This window comes from Bacillus sp. VA13, assembly GCF_055710085.1.
This window is the reverse complement of record NZ_JBVQPP010000006.1, coordinates 36,645-54,657: the sequence shown is the minus strand read 5'-3', so window position 1 is coordinate 54,657 and position 18,013 is coordinate 36,645. Positions and strand designations below refer to the sequence as shown.

Genomic DNA, 18,013 nt, shown 5'->3' with positions numbered 1-18,013 from the left:
TTCACCCCCCGAGTTTATGTCTTTCCTCTCTTGCTTTACGTTCCAGTTCTTCCATTCTGGCAATTTCAGCTTTTCGTTCTTCTATTTTGACGGCGGCTGCCTTCAGCTCCTGGCTTGTTTCCAGCAGCTCCTGTTCGAATTGGTCGTAGGAGGCTTTCGTTTCCTCGAAATCCTGGTCGAACGAGTCTCTTGCTTTTCCCTGCCAAGCATCCCCCAATGCAGATAACCGGGATTCAAGCAGCATTTTAGAGCTTCTGACCTGTTCCGCGGCCGCACTGTACTTGTTTGCCAGCTCAATGACTTTATATGAGTCCAACTTTTGTCCCCTGCCTTTTCTAAATTCACGCACAAATGGATGTTTTATATAAATGATTATAAATAATTCGGCATGTATCCGAATCGTACAAAAGAACCTTTTCATAAGAACTGGAAGGGCGTATATTCACTCAAATTTCACAGTTGGTGAGACTTTAAGATTACAAAAAAGGTAAAAAAATCAAATCTCCCAGACGTAAGGTAAGTGAGAAATTTCCCGCTCTATGGGAAAAAACACTAAAGTTGATCAAATGACCTAAGTGCGCCAAACGTGTTACGGGACGGGCCTTTCCATGGTATAAATGGAATTATAAACGTTATCAAGGAGGTCGTCTTATGAAGAAAAAATCATTCTCAATCGTAATAGCGGGCGGAGGAAGCACTTTCACTCCAGGGATCGTTCTGATGCTCTTGGACCATTTGGAAGAGTTTCCGATCAGAAAGCTGAAGCTGTATGATAATGATAAGGAGAGACAGGATCGCATTGCAGGCGCCTGTGACGTTTTTATCAGAGAAAAAGCGCCGGATATTGAATTTACAGCGACGACTGACCCGGAAGAAGCTTTTACAGATGTCGATTTTGTCATGGCGCACATCAGGGTAGGGAAATACGCAATGCGTGCGCTGGATGAGCAAATTCCGCTGAAGTACGGAGTTGTCGGCCAGGAGACGTGCGGGCCGGGCGGTATCGCATACGGCATGCGTTCAATTGGCGGCGTGCTTGAAATATTAGATTACATGGAAAAATATTCGCCTAATGCGTGGATGCTCAATTATTCCAACCCGGCGGCGATCGTAGCCGAAGCAACGAGACGCCTCAGACCGAATTCGAAAATTCTCAATATCTGTGATATGCCGGTTGGAATCGAAGACCGGATGGCGCAAATTCTCGGCCTGTCCTCAAGAAAAGAAATGAAGGTCCGTTATTACGGATTAAATCATTTCGGCTGGTGGACATCGATTCAGGATCAAGAGGGCAACGATTTAATGCCGAAGCTGAAGGAGCATGTATCTCAATACGGGTACATTCCGAAGACGGAGGCTGAAGCTGTGGAGGCGAGCTGGAATGACACGTTCGCCAAAGCGCGTGATGTGCAGGCTGCAGATCCTGACACACTGCCGAATACGTATTTGCAATATTATTTGTTCCCGGATGATATGGTGAAAAAATCAAATCCGAATCATACGCGGGCAAACGAAGTGATGGAAGGGCGCGAAGCCTTTATTTTCAGCCAATGTGACATGATCACACGCGAGCAGTCCTCGGAAAACAGCGAAATCAAAATCGATGATCACGCATCATATATCGTTGATCTAGCCCGGGCGATTGCCTACAACACAGGTGAAAGAATGCTGTTGATTGTTGAAAATAATGGCGCGATTGCAAACTTTGACCCGACTGCAATGGTCGAGGTGCCATGTATTGTCGGCTCAAACGGACCTGAACCGATCACCGTCGGCACTATTCCGCAATTCCAAAAAGGGCTGATGGAGCAGCAGGTATCCGTTGAGAAACTGACTGTTGAAGCGTGGGAGGAGAAATCGTTCCAAAAGCTGTGGCAGGCGCTGATCCTGTCAAAAACAGTGCCGAACGCGCGTGTAGCAAGGCTTATTCTCGAGGATTTAATAGAGGCCAACAAAGACTATTGGCCAGAGCTTGATCAAAGCCCAACTCGCATTTCATAACTGAAATTCCCCCATTTTCGAATCTGTAATTGTATATAATAGAAAGAAAATGGGGGGATCTGATATGCAGCTCGAAGAACTGATTAATCAGCACTACAGCAAATTAAATGACAACGATTTTCATATTTTAAAATATATATTGAATCACAAGCACACGTGCTATCACCTTGGAATCGACGCGCTGGCCAAAGCTTGCAGCGTATCGCGTTCCTCAATTTTACGGCTTGCCCAAAAGCTCGGTTTCAGCGGCTACAGTGAATTTCGCGTCTATTTAAAGTGGGAAGATCAGCCGGAAGAAGGCGAGAGTATGAGTTTTCAAAAGTTGCTTGACGATATTGAATCAAATTTGAAATTTTTAAGGACAAAGGACATGACGGAGATGTGCCAGCTGATTGATGAAGCTGACCGCATTTTCGTGTACGGATCTGGAAATGCGCAAAAGATATGCGCCCGCGATCTTCAAAGGATGTTTATTCCGCGCCATCGGTATCTCATTTTGATTGAAGACAGAAATGAATTTAATCTGATGCGCGATGATTTTAAAGTAAACGATCTGTTTATCATCATTTCTCTTTCCGGCGAAACACCGGAGCTGATTCCTCAGGCAAGAATGCTTTCTGCAAAGGGTATTCCCTTTATTTCCATTACGAATTTAAAAAACAATGTCCTCGCCCAGCTGACTCCGCATAATCTTTATGCGACAAGCAAACCTGTGACATTAAGCGATAAAACGGAAATTGTCGCTTTTGCACCATTTTTTCTCGTTGGCGAAGCATTGTTCCGCGCATATGTTGATTACAAAGAGGCAGAAAAAAATAACATGAAGTAGCAGGGGGTTCTGGTATGATGCAAAAGATCCAGCGCTTTGGAAGCGCGATGTTTGTGCCTGTTCTATTATTCGCGTTCGCCGGCATTATCGTCGGTGTCAGTACGCTTTTTAAAAATAAAACCCTCATGGGCCCGCTTGCCGATCCTGACGGGTTTTGGTATCAGTGCTGGTATATCATTGAGCAGGGCGGCTGGACAGTATTTAATCAAATGCCGCTCTTATTCGCCATCGGCATCCCGGTTGCTTTGGCGAAGAAAGCTCAGGCGCGCGCTTGTTTGGAAGCGCTTACGGTTTACTTGACGTTCAATTACTTTGTCAGCTCGATCTTGACGGTATGGGGAGGGGCATTTGGCGTCGATATGAACCAAGAGGTCGGCGGAACGAGCGGGTTAACGATGATCGCGGGCATCAAAACGCTTGATACCAACATTATCGGAGCTATCTTTATTTCTTCGATTGTCGTCTTTTTGCATAACCGCTATTTTGATAAAAAACTGCCCGATTTTCTCGGCATCTTTCAAGGCTCAACGTATATCGTGATGATTTCCTTCTTCATTATGATCCCGATCGCCTTGGCCGTGTCTTACATTTGGCCGATGGTTCAGACGGGAATCGGCTCGCTTCAAAGCTTCCTGGTTGCTTCTGGGGCGGTGGGCGTCTGGATATACACGTTTTTGGAACGGATTTTGATTCCGACCGGTCTTCATCACTTTATTTACACACCGTTTATTTATGGGCCTGCTGTAGCAGAAGGCGGGATCGTCACGTATTGGGCACAGCACCTCGGCGAATATTCGCAAAGCGCCAAGCCGCTGAAGGAGCTCTTCCCGCAAGGCGGATTCGCGCTCCACGGCAACTCGAAAATCTTCGGCATTCCGGGGATCGCACTGGCGTTTTACGTCACGGCCAAAAAGGAAAAGAAAAAACTTGTCGCAGGGCTGCTGATTCCTGTCACGCTGACAGCGATTGTCGCGGGCATTACAGAGCCGATTGAGTTCACTTTCTTATTCATTTCTCCTTTCTTATTTGCGGTTCACGCCGTGCTTGCTGCGACAATGTCAACGGTCATGTATATGGCCGGTGTTGTCGGAAACATGGGGGGTGGTTTAATCGAGGCGGTTACCCTGAACTGGATTCCGCTCTTTGGCAGCCACGGTATGACGTATGTGTATCAAATTTTGATCGGGCTTTCTTTTACAGCTATTTATTTTTTCGTCTTCCGATTTTTAATCCTCAAATTCAATATCGCCACACCGGGACGGGAAATTGACGATCAGCAGGAAACAAAGCTGTATTCGAAAAAGGAATACAGAGAAAGAAAAAACAAGGATGAAACAGCTTCTGCTGCTGAAACGGCAGATGACACCGCTTTTCTTTATATTGAAGCGCTGGGTGGAAAAGACAATATCACTGAAGTGACAAACTGCGCCACCCGCCTTAGAGTCAGCGTCAAGGATGAAACAAAGGTTGAGCCCGACAGCGTATTCCGCGCGCTTGGCGCGCACGGCATCGTCAGGAACGGGAAGGCGTTTCAGGTGATTATCGGATTGAGCGTGCCGCAGATGCGGGAGCGTGTAGAAAAAATATTGAATCAATAAAGCCAGCCCTCCTATTCGGGAGGGTTTTCGTTTGCCGTCAAAAAGACCGCCATAGTAAAGTAAAGAAAGAGACAATCGAGTAAAAAGGGGTTTGGAGGCTTTTACATGCAAAAGGCTTTATCGTTTTTAAAACCATACTCATTGCTGGTAGGAACTGCGTTGATTCTCATGTTGACTGAGCTTGCGGTTGAACTGATGCAGCCTTTATTAATCGCAAAAATCATTGACGATGGGATTTTAAAGCAAGATCTGCGGCATGTGTGGACATGGGGCGCGGTCATGGTCGGACTGACCGTGTTATCATTTGCGGCGGGAATGCTGAATTCCTTTTATGCCGCCCATGTCAGCCAAAGCTTTTCCTATGATACGAGAAAAGGGCTTTTTCAAAAAATCCAGTCCTTCTCTTATTCTACATTTGGACAGTTTTCATCCTCTTCTTATATCACAAGGCTGACAAACGATGTCACACAGGTTCAAAATATGATTTTTATGAGCTTGCGGTTTATGCTGCGGGCTCCATTAATGATTGTAGGCGGCATTGTGCTGTCGCTCGCCGTTAATGTGAAGCTCGGTTTTTTTCTGCTTGTGACCATTCCGATCCTGATCTTGTTTTTGCTTTGGGTATTAAAGAAGGGCGGGGCACTGTTCCGCTCAGTGCAGAAACGGCTGGATCAGGTGAACACCGTCATGCAGGAAAACTTAACAGCGATTAAGCTGATCAAAGCGCTGCTTCGCGGCAGCCACGAGGTCAAAAGATTTATCAAAGCCAACACGAGGCTAATGGAAAAAACAGTTTCAGCTTTTCAGCTTGTGGAATTCACGATGCCTGTGCTGATGCTGCTGATGAACCTCTGCATCCTTTTGATTTTGTGGGCAGGGGCCTTCAGTATCACGAACGGAAGCACTCAAGTCGGTGATGTTGTGGCGATTATTAACTACGCAACACGAATTACGGGCGCGCTTTCGATGTTTCCGTTTTTGATTATGATTTTCACCCGGGCGAAGGCTTCAGGGGATAGAATCGGCGAGGTGCTTGAAACGGAAGGCGATGAGCGGGAGGAAGGCATCATATCTGATCGTTTGTCGGGAAGGATTGAGTTTCAGCATGTATCCTTCCGTTATCCGGAAATGGATAGAGAAGCGCTGCGGAATGTCTCATTTTCCGCAAAAACGAGGGAAACGATCGCGATTCTCGGTGCGACGGGATCAGGCAAGTCCACCCTCTTTCAGCTCATTCCACGGCTTTATCAGCCGGATTCGGGCAGCATTTACATAGGTGAAAAGCCAATTTATGATTTTCCGGCTGAAGGGCTTCGCAAGCAAATTGGATATGTCCCGCAGGAAGTGCTCCTGTTTTCCGGCACAATCAAAGAAAATATTGCTTGGGGCAAAGAAAATGCTTCACTTGATGAAATAATGGAAGCGGCCAAACATGCGCAAATTCATGAAACGATTATGAAGCTCCCAAATGGGTATGATACCGTGTTGGGACAAAGAGGCGTCAACCTGTCCGGCGGCCAGAAGCAGCGGATTTCCATTGCGCGGGCGCTAATCCGAAAGCCGGCCATCCTTCTTTTAGATGACAGCACAAGCGCGCTTGACCTGCAAACGGAGGCAAAGCTGCTTGAGGCGATCAGCACATATGAGTGCACAACTTTGATCATTACGCAAAAAATCACCACGGCGATGAAAGCTGATGAGATTTTGCTGCTTGAGGATGGCGAACTGATAGAAAAAGGCACGCACAGTGAGCTTCTTTCTGAATCTGAGTTATACAAGCGCATTTACGAGTCGCAATTCGGAAGGGAGGGGAGCGAGTCATGCTAAAAGACATCCGCAAGCCTTTCCAATATCCCAAACTGCCAATCGACAAAAAAGAAGGCGCGAAAAAGCGGGCGAAAGCAAAGGATGCAAAAGGCACACTGAAGCGAATCTGGTCTTACTTGGCTGAACGAAAAGGACTGCTCATCCTTGTCATGCTGATGGTTGTCATCAGCGCGATATTCGGGCTCCTTGGCCCCTTTGTGATCGGAAAGGCCATTGACCATTTTATCGTCGGGAAAACGGTCAGCGGCTTAATTCCCGTTTTGCTCCTTCTGCTCGTCATTTACGTAATTCAGTCCCTGTCGCTCTGGTTTCAAAACTATTGGATGATTACGATCTCGCAGGGCACGGTTTTCAGAATGAGAAGCGAATTGTTCACCCATCTGCATGAGCTGCCGATTCCGTTTTTTGATAAACAGCGGCACGGCGAGCTGATGAGCCGGGTGACGAATGACATCGAAAATGTAAGTTCTACCTTAAACACGTCAGTCATTCAAATTTTGTCAAGCGTCATCACCTTTGTCGGGACGATTGCGGTGATGCTGTACATGAGCCCGCTCCTTACAGTGATTACGCTAACGATCATTCCGGTGATGGCAGTAAGCCTGAAATGGATCACCAACCGGACGGGAAAGCTGTTTAAAGAACAGCAGAAAAACCTTGGTGAGCTGAATGGATATATTGAGGAATCTGTTTCCGGCGCAAAGGTCATCAAAGCCTATTCGCGAGAGAAGCAGATTACTGCCGAATTTCTCGAAAAAAACGCTGCGCTCAAGACTTCGGGCTTTTGGGCACAGACGATTTCTGGATTTATCCCGAAAGTCATGAACTCGCTGAATAACTTAAGCTTTACGATGATTGCGGCAATCGGCGGTCTGTTCGCGCTGAAAGGCTGGATCTCGATCGGCTCCATCGTTGTCTTTGCCGAGTATTCAAGACAATTCACACGCCCTTTAAACGATCTGGCCAACCAGTTTAATACAATGCTGTCCGCGATTGCCGGAGCTGAACGGGTGTTTGACGTACTTGATGAAAAAAAGGAGCGCGAGGATGAAAAGGACGCCGTGCATCAGCCGATCAAAACAGGCAGTATTGAATTCCGGGATGTGTCCTTCGGTTACGACGAGGGGCAGCAGACACTGAAGCATTTACAGTTTACCGTGCCCGCCGGACAGTCCATCGCGTTTGTCGGACCGACGGGAGCGGGGAAAACAACTGTCACAAATCTTCTCGCCCGTTTTTATGAACCTGATGACGGAAGGATTTTAATCGACGGTACCGATATTAAAACCCTCACTAGAGCAAGCCTAAGGAAAAACATGGGGTTTGTCCTTCAGGATTCGTTTTTGTTTCAGGGTACGATCAGAGAAAATATTCGCTACGGCAGGCTCGATGCTTCTGATCAGGAAGTCGAAGCGGCTGCAAAAACAGCGAATGCCCACAGTTTTATTGAAAGACTGCCAAAAGGATATGATACAGTGCTGACGCAAAACGGATCAGGCATCAGCCAAGGGCAAAAACAATTGATTTCCATAGCGCGGGCGGTGCTTGCCGATCCGGTTCTTCTCATCTTGGATGAAGCGACAAGCAACATTGATACCGTAACAGAAGTCAAGATTCAAGAAGCGCTCGCCCGTTTAATGGAGGGAAGAACAAGCGTCATCATTGCCCACAGGCTGAACACCATTCAAAGAGCGGACCAGATTGTGGTGCTAAAAGACGGCAAAATGATTGAAAAAGGCAGCCATGGCGAGCTTATCCGGCAAAAAGGGTTTTACAGTGACTTATATGAAAGCCAATTTGAGAAATAGACCTTTGTCCTGCACAAAGGTCTTTTTTGTTACAGTTTTATAGTACTTTTATTTCATTTTCGTGAAATGTAACAAAATTACTTGACGTAAACAAGTTATGTATATATACTAGCTTACATTAAGTAAGTGATAACATTTATCAAGGAGGATAAAATGAATAAATCATTTGAAATTGGCACATTACTTTTAAGAGTTATTACAGGTATTATCTTTTTTGTTCATGGTTTATCAAAGTTTCAGGGAATGGAGGGCACCATCCAATTTTTTGGCAGCATAGGCCTTCCAAGTTTTATGGCGTACGTCATCGCAGCGATTGAACTGGTAGGCGGAGTTCTTGTCTTCTTCGGATTGGCTACACGTATTGTCGGTGTTCTGTTTGCCCTCACGCTGATCGGAGCCATCATTACAGTCAAGCTGAAAGCGCCTTTCATGGGCAATGCAGAATTTGATTACCTTCTGCTTTTAACATCAATCCATCTGGCTCTTTCTGGAAGCCGTTTCTTGGCGCTGGATCCACTTGTGTTTAAAGCAAAAAAGAGCGAAAACGTATCAGCATAAGAAAAGAGGCATACAGCATGACCAGCATTCATGAGGATACAAATATTGGCTATGTCAAACTCACAATCCGCAGCCTGGAGCGTTCCCTTCAGTTCTACTGTAACGTTATCGGCTTTCAAGTCTTACAAAAGACGGATCGCCAAGCTGAATTAACCGCTGACGGGAAACGTGTACTGCTTATTCTTGAAGAAAATCCGAGCGCCGTCGTCTTGCCTGAACGGTCTGTGACGGGTTTATATCACTTTGCGATTCTTCTTCCGAACCGGAAGGAACTTGGTATCGCGCTCGCTCGCCTGATTGAACACGGCATTGCGATCGGACATGGGGATCATGCTGTGAGCGAAGCACTCTACCTGTCTGATCCTGATGGAAACGGAATTGAAATGTATGCTGACCGCCCCCGCAGCACGTGGCAGCGTGATCAAGAAGGAAACTATGTCATGACGACAACCGCTGTTGACATCGAGGGTCTTATGGAAAAAGCCGGAGATGAGCGGAAAACAGCGCTTCCGAACGGTACCATCATCGGACACATTCATTTGCATGTCAGTGATTTGATCGAAGCAAAAGGGTTTTATACAGATGTGCTGGGCTTTGACATTGTCGGAGACTATGCAGGCATGTCCGCTCTCTTCGTTTCAGCTGGAGGCTACCACCATCATATTGGCTTAAACATTTGGGCTGGAAGAAATGCGCCGCCTAAACCGACAAATGCTAGCGGATTAGACTATTACACTGTTGTCCTGCCTCATCGAGAGGAACTCGATCGAGTGGCAGACCGAGTCAAACATGCCGGATATTCGATCGAAAAAACGGAAAACAGCTTCCGCGTGAAAGATCCTGTTTCTGGGGTCCATATTCTATTTGTGATTTGACTGTAATCCCTTTGCCGAAAAAACGGCAGGGGGATTTTTTATTTTCCAGAAATTCCTGTCAAAAATGACCTGAGGCAGGTATGATAAGAAGGGAATTAGGGAACGGGAGTGATGAGTGTGAAGGCTCTTATATTTACTAGGATATTCACCCTAATGGTAAGCTGTTCGGTTTACTTTTTTCTTGTAAAAGATGACCGTTGGTTTGAGTATTTGTTCATCGCTGGTGGTGCAGGTGTGTTCTTAGCAAATCATCTCTTATTAAGAGTAGAGAAATATGGCATTTTGTTTTGTCTAATTGATATTGCAGTTGGCTTTTCGTTCGGTTTCATGTTTCCGGGTACAGGTTTATATATCACATTGCTCAGCCCGGTTGCAGTTACCTTTTTTCTGAAGGGATTTGACCGAAAAACAGTATGGTCTGTCCTGTGTTTTTGTTTTATGATGTGGCTGATTGTGCTAATCCGCACATATCGTATGTTCGGCGATGAATATGTGATGGATCATTGTATCAGCATGACATTCGTTGTCTTTTGCGGAGTCGTCGGCAAATTAATCCGCAAGCTTTTGGATGCGCAGGAAACGGCAAAACAGCAGTTTCAGGAACTGACGGAGTCCCATCTGGCGCTGTCTGCTGCACACCAGGAGCTGCATTTATATGCGAAGCAGGTTGAAGAGCTGACTGCCATTCATGAGCGGAACAGAATGGCAAGAGAAATCCATGATACAGTAGGACACAAAATGACGGCGCTCCTCGTCCAGCTGCAGCTTCTGCGTGAATGGCAAAAAAGAGACAGCCAAAAAGCGGAGAAGACAGTCGGGGTATGTGAAACGCTTGCCCGTGAAGCGCTTGATGCTGTCCGCTTATCAGTACGCACCCTGCAAACGGAAAACGATCATTCGTTAATCGATTCACTGAAACAGCTGACAGAAGACTTCTATAAAAATGCAGGAGTCACAACCGAATTTGCGGTCAGCGGCGATCCGGCGATGATCCCGCTGTCTCTTCATCCGACTCTGGTCAGAACGGTGCAGGAAGCATTGACCAATGCCAAACGGCACGGAGGCGCCACAGTCTGTTCGATACAGCTTGCCTGCACAACGGACAGCATCAGCCTTGTCATTAAGGATGACGGAAAAGGAAATCCCGAGGCAGCACTCGGCTTTGGCCTCTTGAACATGAAAAAGCGGGCGGCAGAGCATGGCGGAATGATTCGCTTTGAGAGCGAACGGAATCAAGGATTTACAGTAATCGCGGAATTTTCACTGGTCAATAAAAAATGGAGCTTCGGGCCCGCGCAGCAAAAGGAGAGTTTATCATGATTAAGATCATCATTACCGACGATCAGGATATCGTCAGAGAAGGGCTGGCGTCCTTGCTCCAGCTCCGAGATGAGCTCGATGTCATCGCCACGGCGCGAAACGGACAGGAAGCCTTCGAAAAGGCGAAAGAGCTAGAACCGGATATCGTGTTAATGGACATCCGCATGCCGGTTTCCAACGGGGTGGAGGGAACAAAATTAATCACAAGCTCGCTGCCCGGCGTAAAGGTTTTGATGCTGACAACCTTCAAGGATTCAGAGCTGATTGCAGAAGCGCTTGAAGAAGGAGCGAGCGGGTACCTGCTGAAGGACATGTCAGCCGATACGATTGTAAAAGCGGTGATGACTGTACAATCTGGCGGAATGGTGCTTCCTCCGGAACTGACTGCTCAAATGCTGAATGAATGGAAGCGTGAAAAACAGCTGAAAGGAATAAACGAGAAAGAAAAACCTAAGGAGCTTCTCGACCTGACCGAACGCGAAATGGAAGTTCTCGCTGAGCTTGGCTACGGGCTGAATAATAAAGAAATTGCTGAGAAGCTGTTCATTACAGAAGGCACAGTGAAAAATCACGTTTCTAACATTATCAGCAAACTGTCTGTTAGAGACAGAACCCAAGCCGCCATCTATTCGGTCAGATATGGTGTATCTGACTTTTGACATATGACATTCAGCATATGCGTTTCTCTGAAAAGGCCTTTTACAGGCCTTTTTTTCATGCCTTACATTCTATCTGGCGCTACATGCCGCACGCCCTTCTTTTATCTACAATGGCAATGGGATTAAAAAAGGAGTGAAACGACGTGCTGCAAGCAGAAAACATCAAAAAGGCATACGGGAAAAAAACAATTGTGAAAGGCATTTCTTTTTCCCTGCAAAAGGGGGAGTCGTTCGGGCTGCTTGGGCCAAACGGTGCGGGAAAGTCCACAACCATCTCGATGATTTCCGGCCTCGTGCCGCATGACAGCGGGAACATCACAGTGGGCGGCTATGTCATCGGAAAAGAAACGGCCAAAGCGAAACAAAAAATCGGCGTTGTCCCACAGGAAATTGCTTTATATCCGACGCTGACGGCTCATGAGAATCTTATGTTTTGGGGGAAAATGTACGGACTGACGCACGGCGATGCCAAAAAAAGATCGGCAGAGGTCCTTGAATATGTCGGCCTGACTGAGCGGGCCAAAGATAAAATTGAAACGTTCTCAGGCGGAATGAAACGGAGAATCAACATCGGTGCTGCCTTAATGCACAAGCCTGAGCTTCTGATCATGGATGAACCGACTGTCGGTATTGATCCTCAATCGAGAAATCATATTTTAGAAACGGTGAAACAGCTCAATGAAACCGGCATGACGGTGATCTATACGAGTCATTACATGGAAGAGGTCGAGTATTTATGCGACCGGATTGGCATTATTGATCAGGGAGAAATGATTGCGATCGGCACAAAAACCGATTTGTGCAGCCGCCTTGGAGGCGATACCATCATTCAGCTCACTGTCAGCGGGATCGATGAAGCGTTTCTTTTTGCAATCCGTTCCCTGGCCCATGTGAATGATGTGACAGTACATGAGTCAGAACTCAAAATTGACATTTCTGCGGCTCATCATGAAAAAGTCGTTACCAGTTTGCTTGCGGAGGCCGCTGCCCATCATACAAACCTGCTGTCTCTTCAGGTGCAGGAACCAAATTTGGAGCGCTTGTTTCTGAATTTGACCGGGCGCACTTTGCGGGATTAAGGAGGTATCGCTATGAAAAAAAGCATATGGATCGCATGGAAAGATGTCAAAATCAGAATCACGGACAGAAAAGGGTTTATGATGCTTATCTTAATGCCGCTGATCCTGACCTGTATTTTAGGGGCGGCCCTTGGATCGGTTGTTGACGGTGGCAGCCAGGTTGATGACATTAGAGTCGGCTATGTCCAATCAGACCAGTCAGAAGCAGCAAACATGTTTAAAACAGATGTGCTCAAAAAAATGAAGTCGATAAAGGTCACACAAGCCAGCAGCGAAGACGAGATAAAGAAGCTGCTTGATGAAAAGAAAATTGATGTCGGTATCGTCATTCCGAATCAATGGGAAGCCGGCAAAACTTCAGCTTTTGTTTATGCGGATCCTGATCAAACATTAAAAAGTTCCATCATCGAAACAGCCGCCGCATCTTTCATAGACCAATATAAAGCGGTAAAAGAAGCCGCTTCAGCCTCAATGGACTACATCAGCAAAACGGCAGCTGTAAAACAAGGAAAACTTGATCCTTCACATTTTGCCGAAAAGCTGGTAAAGACACTTGAAAAAGAAACGGGTGACAAACTTACGATTACGGAAAAATCAGTCGGCAGCAAGGCCGTGACCAGCTTTCAATACTATTCGGCAGCAATGCTTTGCATGTTCATGCTGTTTCATATGACAGTCGGGGCGAAATCATTTTTACAGGAAAAGGAGACGGAAACGCTTGCCAGAATGCTGATGACGCCTGCGCAAAAATACGCCATTCTCTTCGGAAAATGGCTCGGAACCTATCTGTTTGCCATCATACAATTTTTCATATTTCTGATTGTCACGGTCAATGTATTTGGTGTGGACTGGGGCGGCAATCTACTGTTTGTAAGTGTACTCGGGCTTGCTTACGCAGCAGCTGTATCAGGTATTTCAATGCTGCTTGCATCGTGCATCAGCGATATGAAATCTGCAGATGCGATAGGCGGCTTCGGCATTCAATTGCTTGCGGTTCTCGGCGGGTCCATGCTGCCGCTGTACCAATTTCCGGACTTCTTACAGTCTGTATCCAAAGCGGTGCCGAATCGATGGGCGCTTGACGGCTTTCTTTCTTTAATGGAAGGGGGAGGCTGGGCTGACCTTCAAACGCCTGTGCTTCTTTTTGCCGTGATCGGCCTTTGTTCACTCATGCTTGGTATCAGACGGCTTCATACAAGATAAGGAGGTACACCAAGGTGAAAAAAATCATAGCCATTTGCGGCATTGAGCTTTCTCTCATTTTCAAGAAGCGGCAGAACTATTTGATGATGTTTGCTGCCCCGCTTTTGCTGACCTTTGTATTTGGGGGGATGCTCGGCGGCAATGACGACAAGCTGCGGCTTGCGATCGTTGATCAGGACGACACGATTCTCTCACAGCATTACATTCGGCAGCTGAAGTCACACGATGATATGTATACATTCGAAAACATGTCTGAAAGCAAAGCGTCAGAAAAGCTGAAACAAAAGAAAATTGCCGGGATCATCATCATTTCCCGCTCATTTCAGGCACAGCTGGAAAAAGGAAAACATCCTGAGCTGATCTTCCGCCACGGCCCGGAGCTGTCGGAAGCGCCGATGGCCAAACAGTACGCGGAAAGCACATTGGCAAAGCTCAATATTCAAGTTGCCGCGGCGAAAACGGCAGCTCAGGCAGCGGGGGAGAACTGGAAGGCGGCTTATAAAACGGTTATCGCCAAAGATCACGAAGATGCAGCGCCAGCCGTAAAACAAAAGGCGCCCAGCGATAAAAAAGAAGGCGCAAGTGACACAGCCTCAAGAGCAGCAGGCTTTTCCATCCTGTTTGTCATGTTGACAATGATGGGGGCAGCGGGAACGATTTTAGAAGCAAGAAAAAACGGCGTCTGGTCCCGATTGCTTACAGCCTCTGTCAGCCGAATGGAAATCGGTGCAGGGTATGTGCTGTCCTTCTTTGTCATTGGCTGGATTCAATTTGGCATCTTGCTTCTTGCATCCCATTGGCTGTTTGGCATCAACTGGGGCAACCCTGCTGCAGTTATTGTGTTAGTATCGTTTTTTCTGCTGACCGTTGTCGGCATTGGATTGGTGATTGCGGCCAATGTCAGAACGCCGGAACAGCAGCTTGCGTTTGGCAACTTGTTCGTCATCGCAACGTGTATGGTAAGCGGAATGTATTGGCCGATAGACATTGAACCGAAATTTATGCAGTCCATCGCTGAATTTCTTCCGCAAAAGTGGGCGATGAGCGGGCTGACTGAGATTATGGCTAACGGTGCCCACGTCACAGATATTCTCGGGATCTGCGGCATCTTGCTTGTTTTCGCAGCAATTACCTTCACAGTGGGGCTGAAAGCGCTCCGCGCCTAAAAAACATCTGCCTTCGGGGCAGATGTTTTTTGCAATCATTTTGCTTTTTCTGCAAGCTTCAGTCTCTGTTCCAAATGCTGTTTTACGGAAGGCCAGTCGCTGTCGATGATGCTGAAAAATACTGAATTGCGGAAAGTTCCGTCTTTTCTGATCATTTGGTTTCTCAATATGCCTTCTTTAACTGCTCCCAGCCGTTCAATCGCCTTTTGCGATCTGATATTCCGCTCATCTGTTTTGAACTGCACCCGAATCGTGTTCAGGTGTTCAAAGCAGTATTGTAACAGCAAATATTTGCATTCAGTGTTGACCGAGGTGCCCCACACCGATGGGTGAAACCATGTCCAGCCGATCTCAAGGCTCCTTGCAGCGGACGACATATACAGAAATCGCGTCGTTCCGACGATTTTGCCAGTTTCACGCTGAATAATCACGAATGGAAATTCTGCTCCGGACTCTTTCGTTTGCAGCGCTTCCTCAACAAAAGCCTCCATACCATGCAGCGTTGTGATCGTTTTCGGTAAATGGGCCCAGATATTTTCATCATTTGCAGCTTCATAAAAACCTTGAATATGGCTTTTGTCCATCGGCACCACTCGAATCAGTTCCCCTGTTAATTCGTGCAATGTCACATTCATCGTTCGTCCCCCACATTAAGTATTGGAGCAGCCTGAAGGCCGCTCCTGGTTAACCCTTATCTATCATAGTTAAAATCGATTCAAGCCAAGAAACGTAATTTTTCTCCCGCTCCAGCGCTTTCGTCAGCACGAGATAGTGGCCGAAGTCCGGTGAAGAAAACGACATCGGCTCCGCTGAAGCCATAAGCTTTTCATAGCTTCCCTGCAGATCAGACAGCTTGGCCTTGCGTTTCAGCAGTTGGTCTGTGAACAAATCAGAAGCCTCCTGCCGCGATAGACAAGAAATGAAATAAGCCTTCAGCATAAATTCATCCTTCACCGTCTCCGGTATCGGCTGGTGGCGGATCAGCCAGTCATGCAGCTCCTGCTTTCCGCTGTCTGTCAGGGTGTACATCTTTTTCTCCAGCTTTGTGCCTTGAATTGTTGTCCGGAACGTGATAAACCCTTCATCGGTCAGTTTTTTGAGCTCAGGATAAATCTGGCTGTGCTTGGCACTCCAAAATTGGCCGAGCTCCTCTTTAAAATAACTTGTAATATCATATCCGCTCAATTCGCCTTTTCGCAAAAGCCCTAATATAGCGTATTTTAATACTCTCATGCTATCCTCCGTGTCTATGGCTGTTTCGCAAAACAGATGAGCAAGTGCCCATCTGTGATCCTAACTGCCTATTCCCCTTATTATAGAAAAGGGAGAAAGGGAACACAACCGGTCTACCTGTGAAATTAAGATAAAAGGTATGTAATGATTTCGAAGGTGGCGGATTCATCGATAAGATTTTTAAATTTAATTTTCAGAAAAATTATTAACTATATTGATGTTTTATGTATAATAGGAAATTGGTGGTACAAACATTTTAAGGGGGAATGAATGTGAAAAAAATATTTATGACATTCGCTATCTGTTTATCGCTGATTCTATCTGTTCTAGCCACTTCGCCATCTAGCGCAAAAGCTGAATCAGTACATAATCCTGTCGTTCTTGTTCATGGAATAAGTGGTGCCTCATACAATTTTTTCGCTATTAAAAACTACTTAGTTTCTCAAGGCTGGCAAAGCAACAAACTGTATGCAATTGATTTTTATGATAAAACAGGGAACAATCTAAATAACGGCCCGCAGCTTGCTTCATATGTTGACCGCGTTTTAAAAGAAACGGGAGCCAAAAAAGTAGATATTGTGGCTCATAGTATGGGAGGCGCTAACACGCTGTACTATATTAAATATTTAGGCGGGGGCAATAAGATTCAAAATGTCGTAACACTTGGAGGGGCTAATGGTTTAGTGTCATCAAAGGCACTGCCGGGTACAGATCCAAACCAGAAAATCCTCTATACATCTATCTACAGTCTAAATGATGAAATAGTGATCAATAGTCTTTCCAGACTGCAAGGAGCAAGAAATATCCAGCTTTATGGCATCGGCCATATTGGCTTGCTTTCAAATAGTCTAGTGAACGGCTATATCAAAGAAGGGCTGAATGGCGGGGGGTTGAATACGAACTAATGCTTCAAGATCTACGGGTTATTTGAAACCTGCTGTGAGTTACAGCAGGTTTTTTTGTTTTTTGACAGTTTGAAGTGAACTGGAAGTTAAAATGAAAACTGAGCAGACTTTTGTATGATCTAAATTTTGCCCGAGATTCTCAAAAAAAGAGATGAGCAGTGCTCATCTCTTTTGTGTGACCCCATACAAAATAAATTGGATCGTCCGCTCTTTTTCAAGCTCTTCATCCATTTCTTCTCCCAACAGCAAAAATCGGGTAATAATAAGTCCGATAATAGAAGAGATCGTCGTGCGGATGATGGTATCCACCGGAAGGTTCCGCAGTTCGCCGGTGCTTTGGAAATACTCAATAATATACTTGAACTTATCGTATACATGTTCATTGAAGACCTGTTTATACACATTTCTAAATTCTTCTTGGTAAAAGGCTTCCTGAATAAAAATCTTCAAAACGGGGAAGTGCTTTTTAACAAATTCAAAGCGGTTGTTCAGCACTTCCCGAATGAACGCCTCATATGACGGATAATCCTGCTCAAACACTTCTTTGCTGAAGTTTTTGGCAAAAGCAGGGGCCACGACCTTTGTCACCGTAGGCATTACAATTGAAAGAAGCAAATCCTTTTTCGTCTTATAATGCCTGAAAATAGTCCCTTCAGCCACGCCGGCTTTTTTGGCTATTTCGCTTGTGGATGTCGAGGCAAATCCTTTTTCAGCAAACATCTCGATAGCCGTACTAAGAATCTGCCGCTGTTTTTCGCTCATTTTCATTTGTTCGCCTTCTATATTCAATAATTCTTCAAGAGATTCAGCATCCATTGTTCCTACTCCTTTTAACCCTATTCTCTTTATTATAGAAAAGGCTGACAGGGAACACAACCAATCCTGAGGTTAATATGAGATAAACGGTGTTCTTTTGTATAGGAAGGATTCTTAAACTGCTGAATCAAAAAGG

The 18,013-nt window shown here is 45.9% G+C and carries 17 protein-coding genes; 13 read left to right on the top strand and 4 right to left on the bottom strand.

Annotated features, from left to right (window positions below; all coding sequences use genetic code 11):
- Window position 1: 1 nt before the first annotated feature.
- Complete coding sequence (locus AC0C66_RS19445; protein WP_061188192.1) at window positions 2-316, bottom strand: WXG100 family type VII secretion target; 315 nt, start codon at window positions 314-316, stop codon at window positions 2-4.
- A 335-nt stretch (window positions 317-651) separates the two neighbouring features.
- Between AC0C66_RS19445 and glvA the strand changes: the two genes are divergently transcribed.
- From glvA to AC0C66_RS19385, 12 genes are all read left to right on the top strand, one after another.
- Window positions 652-2,001, top strand: a complete 1,350-nt coding sequence (gene glvA, locus AC0C66_RS19440) for a maltose-6'-phosphate glucosidase (protein ID WP_061188193.1) — start codon at window positions 652-654, stop codon at window positions 1,999-2,001.
- Window positions 2,002-2,065: 64 nt separating this feature from the next.
- Window positions 2,066-2,830: a MurR/RpiR family transcriptional regulator GlvR gene (glvR, locus tag AC0C66_RS19435; protein WP_072182484.1), complete on the top strand. Its 765-nt coding sequence runs from the start codon at window positions 2,066-2,068 to the stop codon at window positions 2,828-2,830.
- Between the two features lie 14 nt (window positions 2,831-2,844).
- The gene (gene malP, locus AC0C66_RS19430) at window positions 2,845-4,428 is read left to right on the top strand and encodes a PTS maltose transporter subunit IIBC (RefSeq protein ID WP_461845956.1); all 1,584 of its coding nucleotides are present in this window, start codon (window positions 2,845-2,847) and stop codon (window positions 4,426-4,428) included.
- Between the two features lie 105 nt (window positions 4,429-4,533).
- Complete coding sequence (locus AC0C66_RS19425; RefSeq protein WP_461845957.1) at window positions 4,534-6,255, top strand: ABC transporter ATP-binding protein; 1,722 nt, start codon at window positions 4,534-4,536, stop codon at window positions 6,253-6,255.
- Complete coding sequence (locus AC0C66_RS19420; protein ID WP_461845958.1) at window positions 6,249-8,063, top strand: ABC transporter ATP-binding protein; 1,815 nt, start codon at window positions 6,249-6,251, stop codon at window positions 8,061-8,063. The genes AC0C66_RS19425 and AC0C66_RS19420 overlap by 7 nt, the downstream gene beginning before the upstream one ends.
- A 153-nt stretch (window positions 8,064-8,216) precedes the next feature.
- The gene (catD, locus tag AC0C66_RS19415; protein WP_003239773.1) at window positions 8,217-8,621 is read left to right on the top strand and encodes a DoxX family oxidoreductase CatD; all 405 of its coding nucleotides are present in this window, start codon (window positions 8,217-8,219) and stop codon (window positions 8,619-8,621) included.
- 17 nt (window positions 8,622-8,638) lie between these two features.
- Window positions 8,639-9,496, top strand: coding sequence for a catechol 2,3-dioxygenase (gene catE / locus AC0C66_RS19410; protein ID WP_072182487.1), 858 nt, complete (start codon window positions 8,639-8,641; stop codon window positions 9,494-9,496).
- A gap of 117 nt (window positions 9,497-9,613) precedes the next feature.
- Entirely contained in the window at window positions 9,614-10,816 is a 1,203-nt protein-coding gene (locus AC0C66_RS19405; RefSeq protein WP_072182488.1) for a sensor histidine kinase, read from the top strand.
- Window positions 10,813-11,475, top strand: a complete 663-nt coding sequence (gene lnrK, locus AC0C66_RS19400; RefSeq protein WP_014113083.1) for a two-component system response regulator LnrK — start codon at window positions 10,813-10,815, stop codon at window positions 11,473-11,475. Before AC0C66_RS19405 ends, lnrK begins: the two co-directional genes overlap by 4 nt.
- 143 nt (window positions 11,476-11,618) lie before the next feature.
- Entirely contained in the window at window positions 11,619-12,554 is a 936-nt protein-coding gene (lnrL, locus tag AC0C66_RS19395) for a linearmycin resistance ATP-binding protein LnrL (RefSeq protein ID WP_061188202.1), read from the top strand.
- Between the two features lie 12 nt (window positions 12,555-12,566).
- On the top strand, window positions 12,567-13,757 hold the full coding sequence (locus AC0C66_RS19390; RefSeq protein ID WP_072182489.1) for an ABC transporter permease: 1,191 nt from the start codon (window positions 12,567-12,569) through the stop codon (window positions 13,755-13,757).
- Between the two features lie 14 nt (window positions 13,758-13,771).
- A complete protein-coding gene (locus tag AC0C66_RS19385; protein ID WP_072182490.1) occupies window positions 13,772-14,923 on the top strand; it encodes an ABC transporter permease in 1,152 nt (383 codons plus the stop codon).
- A gap of 35 nt (window positions 14,924-14,958) precedes the next feature.
- Here the strand turns inward: AC0C66_RS19385 and AC0C66_RS19380 are convergent, their stop codons facing one another.
- Together AC0C66_RS19380 and padR are read right to left on the bottom strand one after the other, a co-directional pair.
- Window positions 14,959-15,558 (bottom strand): GNAT family N-acetyltransferase, encoded by a 600-nt coding sequence (locus AC0C66_RS19380; protein ID WP_087987724.1) that lies wholly within the window; start codon window positions 15,556-15,558, stop codon window positions 14,959-14,961.
- A 49-nt stretch (window positions 15,559-15,607) separates the two neighbouring features.
- Window positions 15,608-16,156, bottom strand: a complete 549-nt coding sequence (padR, locus tag AC0C66_RS19375; protein WP_014113089.1) for a transcriptional regulator PadR — start codon at window positions 16,154-16,156, stop codon at window positions 15,608-15,610.
- A gap of 272 nt (window positions 16,157-16,428) precedes the next feature.
- On the opposite strand from padR, the gene estB reads away from it, so the two are divergent.
- Window positions 16,429-17,061, top strand: a complete 633-nt coding sequence (gene estB, locus AC0C66_RS19370; RefSeq protein WP_080376109.1) for an esterase EstB — start codon at window positions 16,429-16,431, stop codon at window positions 17,059-17,061.
- Window positions 17,062-17,223: 162 nt separating this feature from the next.
- On the opposite strand, the gene AC0C66_RS19365 is transcribed toward estB, so the two are convergent.
- A complete protein-coding gene (locus AC0C66_RS19365; protein ID WP_072182493.1) occupies window positions 17,224-17,877 on the bottom strand; it encodes a TetR/AcrR family transcriptional regulator in 654 nt (217 codons plus the stop codon).
- Window positions 17,878-18,013 lie beyond the last annotated feature (136 nt).